We start from the raw sequence: 15,471 nt of genomic DNA, 5'->3' as shown, positions 1-15,471 counted from the left end.
CATGGAGCCGACACGCGTCGAGGTCGAGTACTGCGAGGGCTGGGATGCTGCGGCCCATTCGGCGTTCCGGCCTCTTAAGGAACAGACCGCGCGCGAGCGGCATAGCGCGGGGCGCCGCTATGCGGCGTTGCTCAGTATCGACGCGGAGCCGCGGGCCCTGGTTCAGGTGGACACCGGCGCCGGGTACGTCGGGGTGTTCTCCTTCGACCTCGCGGGCCGGCGCTCTCTGAAGTTCTCCTATAGGGATCTCGGCGACCATCTGATGCTGCGCGAGCTCAAGGCGTGGCGGCATGTGGACGACGACGAACCGGAGTTCGGGGCGGACCTGCGGATCACCTTCCGCTTCTGGCCGGACGAGCCGGTGCGCGCGACGCTGGACGACACGCGGCGCGGGCAGTTCACGAGCTACGTGAAGCTGCCGGAACCGCTGCACAGGATCCCGGTGCCGGAGTTCGGGCAGTGGCCCGTGGACGCGTGGCTGCTGGGCACGTTCGAGCCGCTGGAGTTCGTCACTGCGCCGGATCCCGAGACGGAGGCCGGAGGGCCGTTCTGGACGCCTTGGAGCGCCCCTGAGGGGGCTCGGCCGACGGCGCTGGAGGCGTTGTTCGTGCCTGGCGTACGGATCCGGAACGGGCAGGGCGACGTGTTCGAGGTGCGGGAGCCGAGGGCGGTCGGGCGGCTGCGGCTGGAGACCGGGCGGATCGTGGCGGCGGACCCGGTGACGGTCGAGTTGCAGGGGGAACAGGCTGCGGCGCCCTATACGGTCACGCTCGCGCCCGGCGAGTACGCCGTGGAGACCGCGCGGTTGCGGATGACGGGGCGGGAGTCGGATGTGGTCGCGGCCGCGCGGGTGCGGGTCAGCGACGAGGCGGTGGCGACCTGGGAGTTGGCGCTGCGGCCGGGGCAGGACGAGCGGTTGTTGGGGGCTTCGGAGTTCTTCGGGTTCGTGGTGGACTCCGGGACGGCGGCCTTTATGGACGCGTCCGCTGTTCGTGCACTGGCGGCCTACCAGGACGCGGAAGACGCAGAGGCTGCGGAAGCAACGATCCCGGGAGACGGAGTCGCGGAGCTCCTGACGTTCCCCAGCGGTAAGGGGGACGGGTCGTATCCGGTCTGGATCGGGCGGGACGCGGCCGGGCGGGTGGCGTGTCTGGTGGCCGACATGCGGCTGCTGGGGCGCGGCGTGGAGGTCGAGGGGCCGAGCGCTATAACGCCGGCGCGACTGGTTCCCGGCGTGGCGCAGTTGGAGGAGCGGGAAGTGGAGGGTGTCGAGGCGTTCACGTCACAGCGCATCCTCGAGTTCTTCAACGACACCGCCGACGCGCAGGCGGAGTTCTGGGCACGGCGAATGGGCCGCTAGAACGGGTCGAACACGCATTGAACCCATAGACAGGTGCCGTACGTTAGCTCCAGCAAATGCCATCACACGGAGGCGTCGGTGACGTACAAGATCTTCGACCTGCCCAGCCACATCCTCGTGATCCACTTGGTGGTCGTGGGCATCCCGGTAGCGGCCCTGGCGACGGTCGGCATGGCCGTGCGCCCGCAGTGGCGCAGCGGGAAAATCGGGCTGGCGATCATCATCGTCGACGCGCTGGCGGCCGTCGGGACCTACATCGCCCGCCTCACCGGTGAGGCCTTCTTCAACAACCAGCCCGGGCTGCGCACCCTGAAGCAGGTCATCGACCACAAGAACCTCGGCATGACGCTGATCTGGTACCTCCTCGGACTGCTGGTCGCCGCGATCCTGCTGGTCCTCGCCGAGAAGTACGAGCGCCCGCCGCTGACCACGGTGTTCGCCATCCTCGCCGCGGCGGTCGCGGTCGCCGCGGTGGTGCAGACGGTGCGGGTCGGGGACGCGGGGGCTCGGGCTACGTGGTCGGGGTACATCACCAAATAGGGGCTGGTGCCCGCGGCCGCAGCCCTGGCACTCACCACGCCGCTCAAGACCAGCGCCTCAAGGCATTGAGCAAACGGGCTACGGCTACCGTCCGAAGACCGCTACTCCCCTGCGTCCTCCCCCGCCGCGATCACCGCGTCCACGTCCGCGGCGCGCGCCGCCTCCTCGGCTGCGAAGTGCTTCTCGCGGTCCAGGCGCTCGGCGAGATCCTCGTCGGCCTTCATCAGGTCCTCGACGTTGGTGCCGGCGTAGGTGAGGACGCCCATGTCCTCGTATGCCTTCTGGACGCGCGGGCCCCAGAGGCCGATGTCCCTCACGGTCGGGACGATGCGGGTGAACAGGAGGTTGCGGAAGGCGGTGTAGTACTCGGAGTGCTCGTTGAGCTCCATGCAGCGCTCGACCGGCAGGCCCAGGTGCTCGTAGACGTCGCGGCCGTTGATGCGGTCGCGCATCAGGTAGCAGCCCTCGACGACGAACTCCTCGCGTTCGTCGCGCTCGGCCTGGGTCAGCTCCTTGTAGTAGTCGCGCAGGGCCAGGCGGCCGAAGGCCACGTGGCGGGCCTCGTCCTGCATCACGTAGGCGAGGATCTGCTTCGGCAGGGGCATGTCCGTCAGGTCGCGCATGACGCCGAAGGCGGCCAGGGCCAGGCCTTCGATGAGGACCTGCATGCCGAGGTAGGGCATGTCCCAGCGGGAGTCGGACAGGGTGTCGTCCAGGAGGGCCTTGAGCTGGTCGTTGATCGGGTAGAACAGGCCGACCTTCTCCTTGAGGAAGCGGCTGTAGATCTCGGCGTGGCGGGCCTCGTCCATGGTCTGGGTGGCAGCGTAGAACTTGGCGTCCAGGTCCGGGACGGACTCCACGATGCGGGCCGAGCAGATCATCGCGCCCTGTTCACCGTGCAGGAAGTTCGAGAACTGCCAGGCGACCTGGTGGCGGCCCAGTTCGTCGTGCTCGGCCGGGGTCATCCGGTCCCAGATCTCCGAGCCGAACAGGGGGCTGGTCTCGTGCGGGAAGCCCAGCACGTCGTCCGGGTCCACCTCGATGCCCCAGTCGATCCGGGTCACCTGGTCCCACTGCTTGTCCTTGCCCTTCTGGTACAGACGCAGCAGCCGGTCGCGGCCGTCGTCGTACTCCCAGGTGAAGCGTGAGTAGCCGGTGTTGGCGACGTCCCAGGTCTCGTGGTCGGCCGGGAGGGTGTAGAGGTCGTGTGTGGACACAGCGGACTCCTGCCGTAGCTCGGTTCACTCGTTCGTCGTGAGGTTCCTCATCAGGCGGCGGACCACCTCGGCGATGTGCGCGCTGGTGGTCTCCACGGGCTCGGTGGCGATGATCAGATGGCTGATCACCAGGCGGAAGGCGGTCTCGCAGATCCAGCCCACCTCGGCGCGGACCTCGGGCCGGTCGGCCAGCTCCGGCCAGCGCTCGGTGAAGATGGCGATGGAGTCCTCGCGGAAGACGTCCATGATCGCCGCGGAGCGGGTGGTCAGGTAGGGCAGCAGGCCGGAGGTGTCGTCGGTCAGCGTGGCCTTGATCAGCGGGTTGTCCCGGGCGGCGGTGAGCGCGGCGGTCACCGAGGCCGCGGTGGCGGCCCCGACGTCGCCGGGGGCGTCGCGCGCCGCCTGGCCCGTCAGCTCGCGGAAGCGCTCGGCCTCGCGCAGCGCCAGGGCCGCGGCGAGCTGGTCGCGGTTGCCGAACTCGTTGTACAGGGTCTGGCGCGAGACGCCGGCGCGCGCCGCGAGGTCGGCCATGCGGGCGCTGGACCAGTCCCCGGCGACGACGGCTTCGTAGGCGGCGTCGAGCAGTGCTTCACGAGCGGAACCCATGAAGCTAGCTTGACAGGGCGGGGCGTGCTGTCAAGCTCCGCTGTTCGACAGCACCGCGCGGGCCAACCGCGCGCGCCACTTCGGCAGCGTCGGATCGGGGTCCGGGCCCTCGGTGGACCAGGTCTCCAGGACCGCGTACGCCTGGGAGTAGGCACGCTGCCCTTCCAGCAGTTGCACCGCGCGCCGGTAGTTCCAGGCGGTGGCGTGCCCGGTGCGGATCATGTGCACGGCCTGCGCCAGCTCGGACTCGACCTGCGGAGGGAAGCACTCCTCCAGCTCCGTGCCCTCGTAGCTCCAGCCGTCGATGCTCAGGCGCGGCTCGACGACCGGCTCCAGCAGATCGGGCGGGAGGCGGTCCACGCGTTCCTTGGTGCGGCGGACGACGGAGGACGGTCTGGGAGCCGGCCGCGGCGATTCCGGTCCCGGTTCCGGTCGCGGTCCCGGTTCCGCCGCGGCCGGGATCGAGGACGGGATCGAGGACGGGATCGAGGACGGGATCGACGACGGGATCGCAGCCGGGATCGAGGAGGTCAGCTCCTTCGGAGCGACGCCGTCGACGGGAGTCTGCGCGTCCGCTGCGAAACCGAGCCAGGACCGCAGGCGCCGCGGCGACGGGATCGGCGTCCGGCGCGGCGGCGTCAGGTCTGGGGGTGATGTTCGTCGGAAGATACGGCCAGCCTAGTGAGGAGGGCACCCACATCGCGGGAGGACAGGCGCGGCGGGTCGCGGATTCGCCCTATCGTGTGACCCATGACCGCCTTCGACGACGACCTTCGGCTGGCCCACGTCCTCGCGGACTCCGCCGACGCCATCACCATGGGCCGCTACAAGGCCCGGGATCTGGTGGTGGAGTCCAAGCCCGACATGACCCCGGTCTCCGACGCCGACAAGGCCGCCGAGGAGGCGATCCGTTCCGCGCTGTCCCGGGCCCGTCCGCGCGACGCCATGCTCGGCGAGGAGTTCGGCGAGACCGCGGTCGGCGCCACCGGCCGCAAGTGGATCATCGATCCGATCGACGGTACCAAGAACTACGTCCGCGGCGTCCCGGTCTGGGCCACGCTCATCGGCCTGATGGAGGGCGAGGAGGTGGTGGCCGGCGTGGTGTCGGCCCCGGCCCTGGGCCGGCGCTGGTGGGCGGCCAAGGGCGGCGGCGCGTTCACCGGCCGCTCGCTGTCCTCGGCGCAGCGCTGCCACGTCTCCAAGGTGGCGGCCATAGGCAACGCCTCCTTCGCGCACGCCTCGATCACCGCGTGGGAGGAGTACGGCAAGCTCGACTCCTTCCTGGACCTGTGCCGCGCCTGCTGGCGCACCCGGGCGTTCGGCGACTTCTGGTCGCACATGCTGGTCGCGGAGGGCGCCGTGGACCTGGCCGCCGAGCCGGAGCTGTCGCTGTGGGACATGGCGGCGCTGGCGGTGATCGTGACCGAGGCCGGGGGGAAGTTCACCTCGGTGGACGGCGTACCCGGCGTCTTCGGAGGTTCGGCGGCGGTCTCCAACGGCCTGCTGCACGAGGAATTGCTCTATTACGTGGGCGGCCAGCAGCTGGAAGGGTGACACGGCGAAAAGATCTCCCGCTTTCGCCTTGCCAACGTGTTCCGCGCATGTGAATTTGTGAAGAGGAGCCCGTCGGCCACCGTGTCGAACCCCCGGCACGGCCCCCACCCCGAGGCGAATCATCAGGGAGCGACCATGTCCGCCATTCCTGCCCGCCACGACCACGTCCGGCAAGCGATGTCCACCGAGATCCTCATGATCGGCCCCCGTCACACGCTGCGCCAGGCGGCGCAGCGGATGACCCAGCGCGGCGTGGGCAGCGCCGTGGTCCACAACCCCGAGACCGCCGGAATCGGCATCATCACCGAACGGGACATCCTGCACGCGCTCGGCGGCGGCCTGGACGCCGACACCGAGGTCGTCGAGGGGCACCTGACCTCGGAGGTCGTCTTCGCCACCCCGCGCTGGACGCTGGAGCAGGCCGCCGAGGCGATGACCCGCGGCGGGTTCCGGCACCTCATCGTGGTGGACGGGGACGAGGTGGTGGGGATGATCTCCGTGCGAGACATCGTCCGCGCTTGGACCCGGGTGCCGTCGCACGCCTGACCCGTCATCCTCAGGGATGACACCGATCGGCGACCTTCGCAGGTCCCCCAGGAATTTCGGACCGCCTAAGCTTGACCGCTATGGGAGCCCTACTGACCTGGATCGCGGACACGCTGCAGAAACTGCCCGGCCCGGCCGCGCTGGCGCTGGTGTTCCTGCTGCCCGCGCTGGAGGCCTCGGTCTTCCTGGGCTTTCTGATCCCCGGCGAGATCGCCGTGGTGATCGGCGGCTTCCTGGCGTTCAGCGGGAAGGTCAACCTCGGGGTGGCGCTGGCCGCGGCGATCCTCGGCGCGGTGATCGGCGACAGCGTCGGGTACGAGGTCGGCAAGAAGTGGGGCGACAGCCTGCTCACCAGGCTGCCGGAGCGCTTCGTCAAGCCCGAGCACATCGAGCAGGGCAAGCAGCTGATCAACCGGCTCGGCGGCAAGGCGGTGTTCACCGGACGCTTCGCCGCGGCGCTGCGGGCGCTGGTGCCGGGGCTGTGCGGCGTGTCGCGCATCCCGTACCGGAAGTTCCTGTTCTGGAACGCGCTCGGCGGCGTGGTGTGGGCCACCGGGTTCACTCTTCTGGGCTACGCCGCCGGCAATGCCTGGCATAAGGTCGAGCACTACGCTTCGCTGGTCAGCTGGGTGATGCTGGGACTGGTCGTGGTGGGTGCCGTGGTGCTGTTCGTGGTTAAGAAGCGCAAGGGGTCGGCGAGCCCGGCGGCCGCCGGGCCGACCTCGGCGTCAGCCGAGACCGGCCACGAGGACCGCGTCGGCCTTCACTTGGTCGCCGACGACTCGGAGACCGCCTCCACGTCCTGACCGCTCCCGGAACCCGACGGACCCGCAGAGGCCTCCCCGAACCGGGACAGCGCGACCGCCCCGCCGACCGCGCACAGGAACCCGACCACGGCCACCGGCGCGAACCCGTGCCGCGTGTGGTCGTGGAACAGCGTGAACCCGAGCAGCGCCGGCAGCGCGGTCTCCCCGACCACCAGCGTCGCCGTCGCCATGGTCACCGAGCCGCGCTGGAGCGCCGTGGTGAAGAACAGGAAGCCGGTGATCGAGGCGACCACGCCGGCGTAGGCCGCCGGGTCCGTCAGCAGCGCCGTGGGATGCAGGTCCGGCAGGATGCGGACGCAGATCGCGAACGCGCCGAACAGCGACCCGGCGAACGCCGCGAGCACCACGGGGTTCCCGCCGAGCTTCCAGATCGCGAAGAACGACCCGGCGATCAGGATCACCACCGCGACCAGCAGGCCCCAGTGCACGCCCCGGCCGACGTGCACCGGCGACTCGGCACCCGCTGAGATGCCGACCAGGATCAGGCCCAGCACCACCGTGCCGACCGCTATCCAGTCGTTGCGCGTCAGCTTCGCCTTCAGCAGCGGCACCGCCAGCAGCGCGGTCACCGCCAGCGAGCAGTTCATGATCGCCTGCACCGCGAACAGCGGCAGCTTCTCCAGCGCCACCAAGTCCGCGACCAGTCCCAGGGTGTCCAGGCCCAGGCCGGCCACGAACGTCAGCTGGGACAGGGCCCTGATCAGCACCCGCGGGTCGACACCGGCGCCGGCGGTGTCCTTGGTGCGGCCGGCGCCGATCGCCTGGAACACCGTCGCCGCCCCGTATGCCAGCGCGCAGACGATCGCCGCCACCAGGCCCCATGCCAGTCCCACGCGTGCCTCCCGAATTTCGCCGATCCCACCAGGGGTCGGTGAGTCCCGGCTCCTCCGCCCGATTGTTACGCACCGGCGCGTCCCGGCGGTAACCGTACGCGCCGGTCAGCTTGGACCTGGGGCGCAGGTGTGGGGACCGGCCTGCCGGGGAAGGTGGTCGGGAACCACGCGGACACAAGAGACGATGATCACACGTCCGGGGGTGGCGGCCCGCCGCGCGGTGGTCCAGTGTTCCTCCTGGGCGCACCGGCGTCCACGACCAATTCCATATCCGTTCACCACCGATGACTCGTCCCCTCACGCCGTCCCCGCGCGCGCACCCCTCGCCCGCGCGACCCGGCGGCGCCCGAGACCACCGATGGAAGGCAAGCCGATGATGAGCGAGACGGCCAACCCGCACCTCGTCCACACGGAACGACTCACCGCCGAGGCGGAGCGCGTGGCGGCGCTGCTCGACGGCCTGGGCACCGACGACTGGAACCGACCGATCCCCTCCTGCCCCGGCTGGAACGTGCGCAAGGCGGCCCGGCACATCGGCACGGCCCACCGCTGGGCCGCGGCGATCGTGCGCTCGCCGAACAGCGAGGCCGTGAACCCGCGCACCCTGGACCTGGGCTTCCCGGAGTCCTACGCGGGCTACGGCGACTGGATCCGCACCGGCACCGCGGAGCTGTCCGCCGCGGTCCGCGACTCCGGCCCGGACAAGCCGGTGTGGTCGTGGGGACCGGACCAGCACGCGCGGTTCTGGGCGCGCCGCATGCTGCACGAGACCGCGATGCACCGCGCGGACATGGAACTGGCCCTGGGCCGGACCCCGGAGTTCGACCCGGCGATCGCGGCCGACGGGATCGACGAGTTCCTGACCGTGCTGCCCTCGGCGGCCGCGTTCGCCCCGAAGATCAGGGCCCTGACCGGCGACGGCGAGACCCTGCACCTGCACGCCACCGACGGCGACCCGGCCGCCTCGGGCGAGGAGCGCGCCGAGTGGCTGATCACCCTGGAGCCGCACGGCTTCCGCTGGCGCCGCTCGCACGCCAAGGGCGCCGCGGCGGTCCGCGGACCGGTGGGCGAGCTGTACCTGTTCGTTTGGCGGCGGCGCGCGGCAGGCGCTACGGAGATCGAGGTGCTGGGCGACCACACGCTGCTCGACCACTGGGTGACGAACGCTTCGTTCTGAGCCCCGTTGTTCTGAGCCACTTGAGCACGCCGCGCTGGACCGGTGCCGATCGCGGCACTGGTCCAGACCGGTGGCGAGGGTCGGTCACCAGGGTCGGTCAAGGGGGATCTTCACCGCCGCCGATGCTCTTGGGGCGCTACGGTCGCCCCATGACGACTGAAGACTCCCAGAATCCGGTGGCGTCAGCGGTCGCCGAGGCGGTGGCCTGGTACCTGGATGCGAATCCGGTCGCGGCCACGACCATGGGCTCCGACAATCCGGAGCACACCATGACCCTCGGCGATCTGTCGATCGAGGCCTACGAGCGCCGGGCCGCCGAGGCCGCCTCGCATCTGGCGAAGCTGGACGCGCTGGCCGTCGGCGATGACGGTGGCGACAGCAGCGGCACTGGTGGCAGCGGTGGCCCCGGTGGCAGCGGTGGCGACCGCGCCGGCTTCGAGGACGGCGTCGACCGCGACCTGCTGCGGGCCCAGCTGCGCAAGCACGGGATCCTGTCCGGCCGTCAGGTCTGGCGCCGCGACGCGGCGGACTACGTCAGCTCCGCGTTGTACGGGCTCTACCTCCCCTTCCAGCAGAAGACCCGGCCCGAGGCGCGCCTGGTCGAGGAGTCGCTGGCCAAGCTCAAGCAGGTCCCGGAGCTGCTGGCCACCTGCCGCCGCAACCTGGACCCGGGCCTGGCGCCGAAGCTGCTGATCGACCGGTCGCTGGGGCAGGCGCGCACCGGACGCCGCTTCCTGACCGAGTCGCTGCCGGCGATGGTGACGGACGAGGCCCTGCGCGCCGAACTGGCCGAGGCCGCCGAGCCGGCGGCGGCGGCGTTCGACGAGCTGGCGACGTTCCTGGCGGACTTCTCAGAGCGCTGCGAAGGCGACTGGCGGCTCGGCGAGGAGACGTACTCGCAGCTGCTGCAAGAGGTCGAGATGCTCGGCTACGACACCGCCGAGCTGCACCGGCGCGGCCAGGTCGCGTACGACCAGCTGAACGAGGAGATGCAGGACCTGGCCGAGCGGATCCCGGGCGGGTCCCGGGACTGGCGGGCCACGATGGAAGTGCTCTGCGAAGACTTCCCGCCGACCGAGGCCGCGATGCTCGCCGAGTACGTCGCCGAGACCGAGAAGGCCCGGCAGTTCAGCAAGGACCACGACCTGGTGACCTTCGCCGAGGGCGAGGAGTGCCTGGTGCAGCCGGGTCCGGAGTTCCTGCGCGCGGTGCTGTCGGTGGCCTCCTACAACCGGCCGCCGGCGCTGACACCGTCCCGGACCGGGGTCTTCAACGTGCCGTTCACGCCGACCGGCTCCTCCCCGGAGGCGGTGCTCGGCCGGCTGAAGACCAACGCGCGGGTGTCGATGCCGACGATCGCCGCGCACGAGGCCTACCCCGGGCACCACTGGCACCTGTCGTGGGTGGCCGAGCAGGGCCGGCTGGTGCGCAGCACGTTCACCACCCCGTACTTCATCGAGGGCTGGGCGCTGTACATCGAGACCGTGATGCGCGAGCAGGGCTACTTCGCCGACCCGCGGCACGAGCTGGGGCACCTGGACGCGCGCATCTTCCGCGCGGCGCGGATCGTGGTGGACACCGCGCTGCACACCGGGGAGATGAGCGTGGAGGAGGCCGAGAAGTTCATGGCCTCGAAGGCCTCGCTGACGCCGGAGACGGCCAAGGGCGAGGTGAACCGGTACTGCGCGTGGCCGACGCAGGCGCCGTCGTATCTGACCGGATGCCTGGAGATCGAGGCCATCCGGGCGGAGTATCTGAAGCAGGGCAAGGGGACGCTGAAGCAGTTCCACGACACGATCGCCGGGGCCGGCGGGCTGCCGCTGGGGCTGGCTCGGCGGGTGGCGCTGCGCTGAGCGGATGACGGGGGGGGCGACGCGCGACTCGCTTATGGCTTATGACTTATGGCCTATAGCGAATAGCGAATAAGGACCCGGATCCGCCGGGCGGTGCTCAGGCCGCCCGGCGGATCCGTCACTCGCGCGGTGTCACCCGAGGCTCCGCACGGCCCGCACGACGGACGCCCACGTCGGCCCGGCGATCCGGCTGCCGACGTCGAGCCCGCCGTGCTGGTCCGGACCGAGCGGGAGGAGCCGGCCCTTCCCGTCCTCGCTGGAAATCCCCACCGAGACCACATAGTGCGAGTCGACACCCGTGACCCACGCCGACGTCTCCTCAGGAGAGGCCGCGGCCATCGCGCCGGTGGAGGCGCCACCTGTCTGCAGGGTCGTGAGGCCGTTCCCCGTGGGGCCGAGCAGGGCCGCGTGCAGTACCTCGGCGACTTGCTGTGAGCTGTTCGCCGTTGTGACCCGGACGGCCACGGCGGGCGGGATCCACACCACCCGGCCGTCGGGCCCGAGCAGCTGCGCGACCATCACGGGATCCCGATGGAAGCCGCCGTTGCTGAGCGTCGCGTAGACGCTCGCCATGGCCAGGGGCGTCTGCTGCGTCATCCCCAACACCAGCGAGGCCACCGGCAGAAGATCCGGTTCCTTCGCCATCCCGGCGCGCGTCGCGAAACCGTAGAACGATCGGAGGTCCATGTCGGAAGCCAGTTCCAGCTGCGCGAACGGTTCGTTGGCTCCCATTTGGGCGGCTCGGGTCAAGGACACGTCGATGTTGTCGATCTGCGTGGTGGGTGATTCCGGCGGCCAGTTCCTGGTCTGATCGCCGGCGGCCGCGTAGACCAGGGGCTGAGGCGACCCCGGAAGGGAAACCGGGTGCGTCTGGGCGTCGAGCGGCTCCTTCGACTGGGGCGTGTAGTGGCCGCCTTCGAACGCCTCCGCGAGCAGGACGGGCTTCATCAGGTCGGCGATCGGCAGCGGTCGGTTCCAGGTTCCACCGAGTGCCAGCACCGCGCCGTCGCGGTCGTCGACGACCGCGACGCCGGCGTCGTGGTCCGCGATCTTCGCGGTGGCGGCGGCCTGGACTGCTTGGTCGAAGGTGGTCACCACGGTGAGCCCGGACAGGTTCCCCTTGTAGGTGGCGCGGAGCCAGGTCAGCGCTGCGTCCTGCAACGGCCCGTTGGGGATCGGGGTGCGGCCGTCGGCGTAGAGGATGGCGGCGGGCACGTGCGGATCGGTCGTGCCCGGCTGGACGATGCTCTGGTGCCGGCTCGGCACCGCCGTCCACACGCCGATCCCGACGGCCGCCATCGCGAACGCCACACCGACGCTGCCGATGCGCATCCGGCGCTTGTGGCGGGCCGCGGTGATGCGCTGGCGTACCGCGGCGTACGGTGCTGTCGTCACGCGGACCGTTTCGGAGCGTTCGGCGAACATCGCGCGGAACTCGTTCTCCAGGGCGTCGCCGCGGGGGGTGCGGTTGCTTTCCGGTTCGCGGGACTTCATCGCGCTCTCCCCTCGGCTTGGTCGGATTGGTGTGCTCTAGTTCGGTCGGCTTGAAGGTCGCCGCGCAGCTTCGTCAGCCCGCGGGCAATCTGGCTCTTCACGGTGCCGACCGCGCAGCCCATCACCGCGGCGACCTCGGCCTCGGTCAGGTCCTCGAAGTAGCGCAGGACGAAGGCCGTGCGCATGCGCGGCGACATCGCGCAGACGGCGCGCCACAGCTCGTCGCGCAGCGCGTACGTGTCCTGATGGTCGCCGGATCCCCCGGGCCCGCCGGCCGGCGGTTCGGGCGGCTCGGCCATGACGTGGACCACCGCCTTGCGGCGGCGCCACGCCGAGATGTTGGCGTTGACCATGACCCGGCGGACGTAGGACTCGGGGGCCTCGTAGGCCACGATCCGGTTCCAGTGCCGGTAGGTGCGCATCAGCGCGGTCTGGACCAGGTCCTCGGCCGCGCCGTGGTCGCCGGTCAGCAGGTATGCCGTGCGGAGCAGGCGGTGCCAGGAGCCTTCCACGAATTCGCGGAACGAGTCCTCGTGCGGCGAGTTCACCGCCGATCCCCCGCCTCGTGCCCGCAACCGCCTTTCGGCGATCGTCCCTTCCATGCCCGCCCCTGTTCGGTCGGTGGCCAGTACACCACTGGACACACCGGCCGACGGGCTGCGGGTTACATGGCTCCCGGTGTCAGTTCTCGGTGTCAGTTCTCGGTGTCAGTTCTCGGTGTCAGTTCTCGGTGTCAGCCCGCGCTGACGGTGACCGACGTGAGCTCGACCGGGATCGTCGGGCGGCCGGTGCCGTCCTGGCCGGGGTTCGCGACGCCGCCGCCGGCGACGTGGGTCAGGACGGCCAGGCCGGCGGTGATGGTGCCGAAGGGGGTGTAGCTCGGCTGGAGCTGGCTGTCGCCGAAGACCAGGAAGAACTGCGAGCCGTTGGTGTCCGGTCCGGAGTTGGCCATGGCGACGGTGCCGGCGGGGTAGGTGGCGCCGGTCAGGTTCTCGTCCGGGAACTGGTAGCCGGGGCCGTTCTGGCCGTCGGTGGCCTTGGGCGTGGCGCCGGCCGTGGGGTCGCCGCACTGGAGCATCTGCAGGCCGGGCGAGGTGGACAGACGGTGGCAGTAGCTGCCGTCGAAGAAGTGCTGGCCCGCGAGGAAGTTGAAGGAGTTCACGGCGTGCGGGGCCTTGGCCGCGTTCAGGGCGATGGTGACGTCGCCCTGCGAGGTGTGCAGGACCATCGTGTACTTCTTGCTAGCGTCGATGGTCATCGGCGGTTCCTTGGACCAGCTCTTGGCGCCCGGGGAGGCGCCGGACCCGGAGCTCTTCGCGCTTCCGGACGAGCCGCAGCCCGCCAGCGCCAGGGCGCCGACCGCTGCCAGCACCGCCCATCGACCGTGCCGCTGTGACACCCGCATGTTGGCTGCTCCCGTTCGGACGCCCCGTTGGTGGTCCGTTTGATGGTTCGTTGATGGTTCGTTGATGGTGCGCGATGGTCCGTTGATGGCCCGTGATGGCCCGTGATGGTCCGACAGGCGAGGCTATCCCACCGGGCGGCGTCGCTCGGTGCGACGCCTGGTCGTGCGGCCGCGCCTCAGGCCCCGTACACCTCCCCCGGCGCAGGGGCGCGCTCGATCAGCCCGGCCACCACCGCGTCCAGCTCGGCCGGGTCCCAGCGGGCGCCCTTGTCGGCGGTCGGGCCGTGCTGCCAGCCGTCGGCGACGCCGATCTTGCCGCCCTCGACCTCGAAGACGCGGCCGCTGACGGCGCGGGAGCGGTCGGAGCCGAGCCAGACGACCAGCGGGGAGACGTTCTCCGGAGCCATGGCGTCGAAGCCGGTTTCGGGGGCGGCCATCATCGAGCTGAAGGGGCCCTCGGTCATGCGGGTGCGGGCGGCGGGGGCGATGGCGTTGACGGTCACGCCGTAGCGGCCGAGTTCGGCGGCGGCCTGGATGGTCAGGGCGGCGATGCCGGCCTTGGCGGCGGCGTAGTTGCCCTGGCCGACCGAGCCCAGCAGGCCCGCGCCGGAGCTGGTGTTGATGACGCGGGCGTCGTTGAGGTTGCCCATCTTGTACTGGTCGCGCCAGTGCGCGCCGGCGTGGCGCAGGGTCAGGAAGTGGCCCTTGAGGTGGACGCGGACGACGTCGTCCCAGTCCTGCTCCGAGAGGTTGACCAGCATCCGGTCGCGCAGGAAGCCGGCATTGTTGACCAGGACGTCGAGCTGGCCGAAGGCGTCCAGCGCGGTCCGCACGAGGGCGGCGGCGCCGTCCCAGGTGGCGATGTCGTGGTGGTCGGCGACGGCCTGGCCGCCGGCCTTCACGATCTCGGCGACCACCTCCTGCGCCGGGGCGTCGCTGCCGTCCCGGCCGTCGGCGCTCACGCCAAGGTCGTTGACCACGACTCTGGCGCCCTGCCTGGCGAACTCCAGCGCGTGCGCGCGGCCCAGGCCGCGGCCGGCTCCGGTGACGACGGCAACGCGGCCTTCGCAGATTCCTGAGATTTCTGCCATGGACGGCTGCTCCTTAGGACTGGCACTCACGGGTACTCACGGGCTCACGGACTCGCGGGCTCACGGATGGTCGGCGTTGGCGGCGTCGAGGAACGCCGGACGCGTCCCGCCGCCGTCCAGCAGTATCGCGCTGCCGTTGATGTACGCGGCGAACGGCGACGCCAGGAGGACACACAGATCGCCGACGTCATCGGGCTCGGCCAGCCGACCCAGGGCGATGGTGCGCGCCACGGCGGCGACCCCGTCCTCGTCGCCGTAGTGCAGATGCGCCTGCTCGGTACGGACCGGCCCGACGGTGATCGCGTTGACGCGTACCCGCGGCGCCCATTCGACTGCGAGCGTACGCGTCAGGTTCTCGAGCCCGGCTTTGGCGGCACCGTAAGCGGCCGTGCCGGGGCTGGCGCGGCGGGCGCTCTCGCTGGAGATGTTGATGATGTGGCCGCCGCCGTCCTGGCGCTGCATGACGCGATTCGCCTCCTGCGCCACCATCAGGGGTGCGAGCAGGTTGAGGCCGACGATCGCGGCCGAGAAGCGCGGGCTCGCCTCGTCAGCCAGCGCGTAGGGGGCGCCGCCGGCGTTGTTGACGACCAGGTCGAGGCGCGCGTGGTCGGCGACGATGCCCTCGACCAAGTCCCGGACCTGCTCGGCGTCGCGCACATCGGCGGTGCGATGCTCCGCGCCGGGCGGCAGGGGCCCGTCGGGGACGGTCCGGCCGCAGCTCACGACGGTCGCCCCGGCCGCGAGCAGCCGCCGCGTGACGCCGAGCCCCACGCCCCGGCCGCCGCCGGTGACCAGGGCGACGTGGCCGGTGAGGTCGATGGTCAGGGGCACGCTCGGAGCCTACCAAGCAAGTGTTAGGTTGGGAAGAACTCGCCGCGCCAGCACCGCGACCGCCCCGGCCAGTGCGGCCGCCGAGCCAGCTCGTCCCGGCCGACCAGCCCTGGCGGCCACGGCGTGGGCACTACGCG

General features: G+C 70.9%; 16 protein-coding genes. 7 read left to right on the top strand and 9 right to left on the bottom strand.

The window, feature by feature from the left end:
* The first annotated feature begins 1 nt into the window (after position 1).
* Positions 2-1,360, top strand: a complete 1,359-nt coding sequence (locus tag GWK61_RS03595) for a DUF4241 domain-containing protein (RefSeq protein ID WP_194904867.1) — start codon at positions 2-4, stop codon at positions 1,358-1,360.
* A gap of 78 nt (positions 1,361-1,438) precedes the next feature.
* Positions 1,439-1,900 carry a DUF2231 domain-containing protein gene (locus GWK61_RS03590; RefSeq protein ID WP_194904865.1) on the top strand — a complete coding sequence of 154 codons (462 nt, stop codon included), beginning with the start codon at positions 1,439-1,441 and terminating at the stop codon, positions 1,898-1,900.
* Positions 1,901-2,001: 101 nt separating this feature from the next.
* Here GWK61_RS03590 and GWK61_RS03585 read toward each other — a convergent pair whose 3' ends face one another.
* Genes GWK61_RS03585 through GWK61_RS03575 form a run of 3 tightly spaced genes read right to left on the bottom strand, consistent with a single transcriptional unit; the run spans position 2,002 to position 4,083 of the window.
* Positions 2,002-3,117, bottom strand: a complete 1,116-nt coding sequence (locus tag GWK61_RS03585) for a ferritin-like domain-containing protein (RefSeq protein ID WP_194904864.1) — start codon at positions 3,115-3,117, stop codon at positions 2,002-2,004.
* Between the two features lie 24 nt (positions 3,118-3,141).
* Complete coding sequence (locus GWK61_RS03580) at positions 3,142-3,723, bottom strand: TetR/AcrR family transcriptional regulator (RefSeq protein ID WP_194904862.1); 582 nt, start codon at positions 3,721-3,723, stop codon at positions 3,142-3,144.
* 30 nt (positions 3,724-3,753) lie between these two features.
* On the bottom strand, positions 3,754-4,083 hold the full coding sequence (locus tag GWK61_RS03575; protein WP_194904861.1) for a hypothetical protein: 330 nt from the start codon (positions 4,081-4,083) through the stop codon (positions 3,754-3,756).
* Between the two features lie 390 nt (positions 4,084-4,473).
* Here GWK61_RS03575 and hisN point away from each other — a divergent pair, with 390 nt between their 5' ends.
* The 3 genes from hisN (at position 4,474) to GWK61_RS03560 (ending at position 6,629) form a co-directional block, all read left to right on the top strand.
* Positions 4,474-5,277, top strand: a complete 804-nt coding sequence (hisN, locus tag GWK61_RS03570; protein ID WP_194904859.1) for a histidinol-phosphatase — start codon at positions 4,474-4,476, stop codon at positions 5,275-5,277.
* 135 nt (positions 5,278-5,412) lie between these two features.
* Entirely contained in the window at positions 5,413-5,823 is a 411-nt protein-coding gene (locus GWK61_RS03565; RefSeq protein WP_194904857.1) for a CBS domain-containing protein, read from the top strand.
* Between the two features lie 80 nt (positions 5,824-5,903).
* Positions 5,904-6,629 (top strand): DedA family protein, encoded by a 726-nt coding sequence (locus tag GWK61_RS03560; RefSeq protein ID WP_228561684.1) that lies wholly within the window; start codon positions 5,904-5,906, stop codon positions 6,627-6,629.
* Here the strand turns inward: GWK61_RS03560 and GWK61_RS03555 are convergent.
* Entirely contained in the window at positions 6,587-7,483 is an 897-nt protein-coding gene (locus GWK61_RS03555; protein ID WP_194904855.1) for a DMT family transporter, read from the bottom strand. The two genes, GWK61_RS03560 and GWK61_RS03555, sit on opposite strands and share 43 nt — an antisense overlap.
* Positions 7,484-7,856: 373 nt before the next feature.
* On the opposite strand from GWK61_RS03555, the gene GWK61_RS03550 reads away from it, so the two are divergent.
* Together GWK61_RS03550 and GWK61_RS03545 are read left to right on the top strand one after the other, a co-directional pair.
* Complete coding sequence (locus GWK61_RS03550; protein ID WP_194904853.1) at positions 7,857-8,660, top strand: maleylpyruvate isomerase family mycothiol-dependent enzyme; 804 nt, start codon at positions 7,857-7,859, stop codon at positions 8,658-8,660.
* A gap of 149 nt (positions 8,661-8,809) precedes the next feature.
* Complete coding sequence (locus tag GWK61_RS03545) at positions 8,810-10,513, top strand: DUF885 domain-containing protein (RefSeq protein WP_228561683.1); 1,704 nt, start codon at positions 8,810-8,812, stop codon at positions 10,511-10,513.
* A 132-nt stretch (positions 10,514-10,645) separates the two neighbouring features.
* Here GWK61_RS03545 and GWK61_RS03540 read toward each other — a convergent pair whose 3' ends face one another.
* From GWK61_RS03540 to GWK61_RS03520, 5 genes are all read right to left on the bottom strand, one after another.
* On the bottom strand, positions 10,646-12,007 hold the full coding sequence (locus GWK61_RS03540) for a penicillin-binding transpeptidase domain-containing protein (protein WP_194904848.1): 1,362 nt from the start codon (positions 12,005-12,007) through the stop codon (positions 10,646-10,648).
* Positions 12,004-12,609, bottom strand: coding sequence for a SigE family RNA polymerase sigma factor (locus GWK61_RS03535; RefSeq protein ID WP_194904847.1), 606 nt, complete (start codon positions 12,607-12,609; stop codon positions 12,004-12,006). The genes GWK61_RS03540 and GWK61_RS03535 overlap by 4 nt, the downstream gene beginning before the upstream one ends.
* A gap of 131 nt (positions 12,610-12,740) precedes the next feature.
* Entirely contained in the window at positions 12,741-13,412 is a 672-nt protein-coding gene (locus GWK61_RS03530) for a peptidylprolyl isomerase (protein ID WP_194904845.1), read from the bottom strand.
* A 176-nt stretch (positions 13,413-13,588) separates the two neighbouring features.
* Positions 13,589-14,494, bottom strand: coding sequence for an SDR family oxidoreductase (locus GWK61_RS03525; protein WP_194905019.1), 906 nt, complete (start codon positions 14,492-14,494; stop codon positions 13,589-13,591).
* A gap of 69 nt (positions 14,495-14,563) precedes the next feature.
* Positions 14,564-15,334 (bottom strand): SDR family oxidoreductase, encoded by a 771-nt coding sequence (locus GWK61_RS03520; RefSeq protein WP_194904842.1) that lies wholly within the window; start codon positions 15,332-15,334, stop codon positions 14,564-14,566.
* Positions 15,335-15,471: the final 137 nt, after the last annotated feature.

This window comes from Catenulispora rubra, assembly GCF_015356825.1.
GTDB classification, from domain to species: domain Bacteria; phylum Actinomycetota; class Actinomycetes; order Streptomycetales; family Catenulisporaceae; genus Catenulispora; species Catenulispora rubra.
The sequence above is the reverse complement of the archived record's forward strand: the minus strand, read 5'-3'. Positions and strand labels throughout refer to the sequence as shown.

Bases quoted from the DNA above. Each gene is read 5' to 3' on its own strand.
- GWK61_RS03595 (WP_194904867.1), top strand. From the start codon at position 2: ATGGAGCCGACACGCGTCGAGGTCGAGTACTGCGAGGGCTGGGATGCT.
- GWK61_RS03580 (WP_194904862.1), bottom strand. From the start codon at position 3,723: ATGGGTTCCGCTCGTGAAGCACTGCTCGACGCCGCCTACGAAGCCGTC.
- hisN (WP_194904859.1), top strand. From the start codon at position 4,474: ATGACCGCCTTCGACGACGACCTTCGGCTGGCCCACGTCCTCGCGGAC.
- GWK61_RS03565 (WP_194904857.1), top strand. From the start codon at position 5,413: ATGTCCGCCATTCCTGCCCGCCACGACCACGTCCGGCAAGCGATGTCC.
- GWK61_RS03560 (WP_228561684.1), top strand. From the start codon at position 5,904: ATGGGAGCCCTACTGACCTGGATCGCGGACACGCTGCAGAAACTGCCC.
- GWK61_RS03550 (WP_194904853.1), top strand. From the start codon at position 7,857: ATGATGAGCGAGACGGCCAACCCGCACCTCGTCCACACGGAACGACTC.
- GWK61_RS03545 (WP_228561683.1), top strand. From the start codon at position 8,810: ATGACGACTGAAGACTCCCAGAATCCGGTGGCGTCAGCGGTCGCCGAG.
- GWK61_RS03540 (WP_194904848.1), bottom strand. From the start codon at position 12,007: ATGAAGTCCCGCGAACCGGAAAGCAACCGCACCCCCCGCGGCGACGCC.
- GWK61_RS03535 (WP_194904847.1), bottom strand. From the start codon at position 12,609: ATGGAAGGGACGATCGCCGAAAGGCGGTTGCGGGCACGAGGCGGGGGA.
- GWK61_RS03530 (WP_194904845.1), bottom strand. From the start codon at position 13,412: ATGCGGGTGTCACAGCGGCACGGTCGATGGGCGGTGCTGGCAGCGGTC.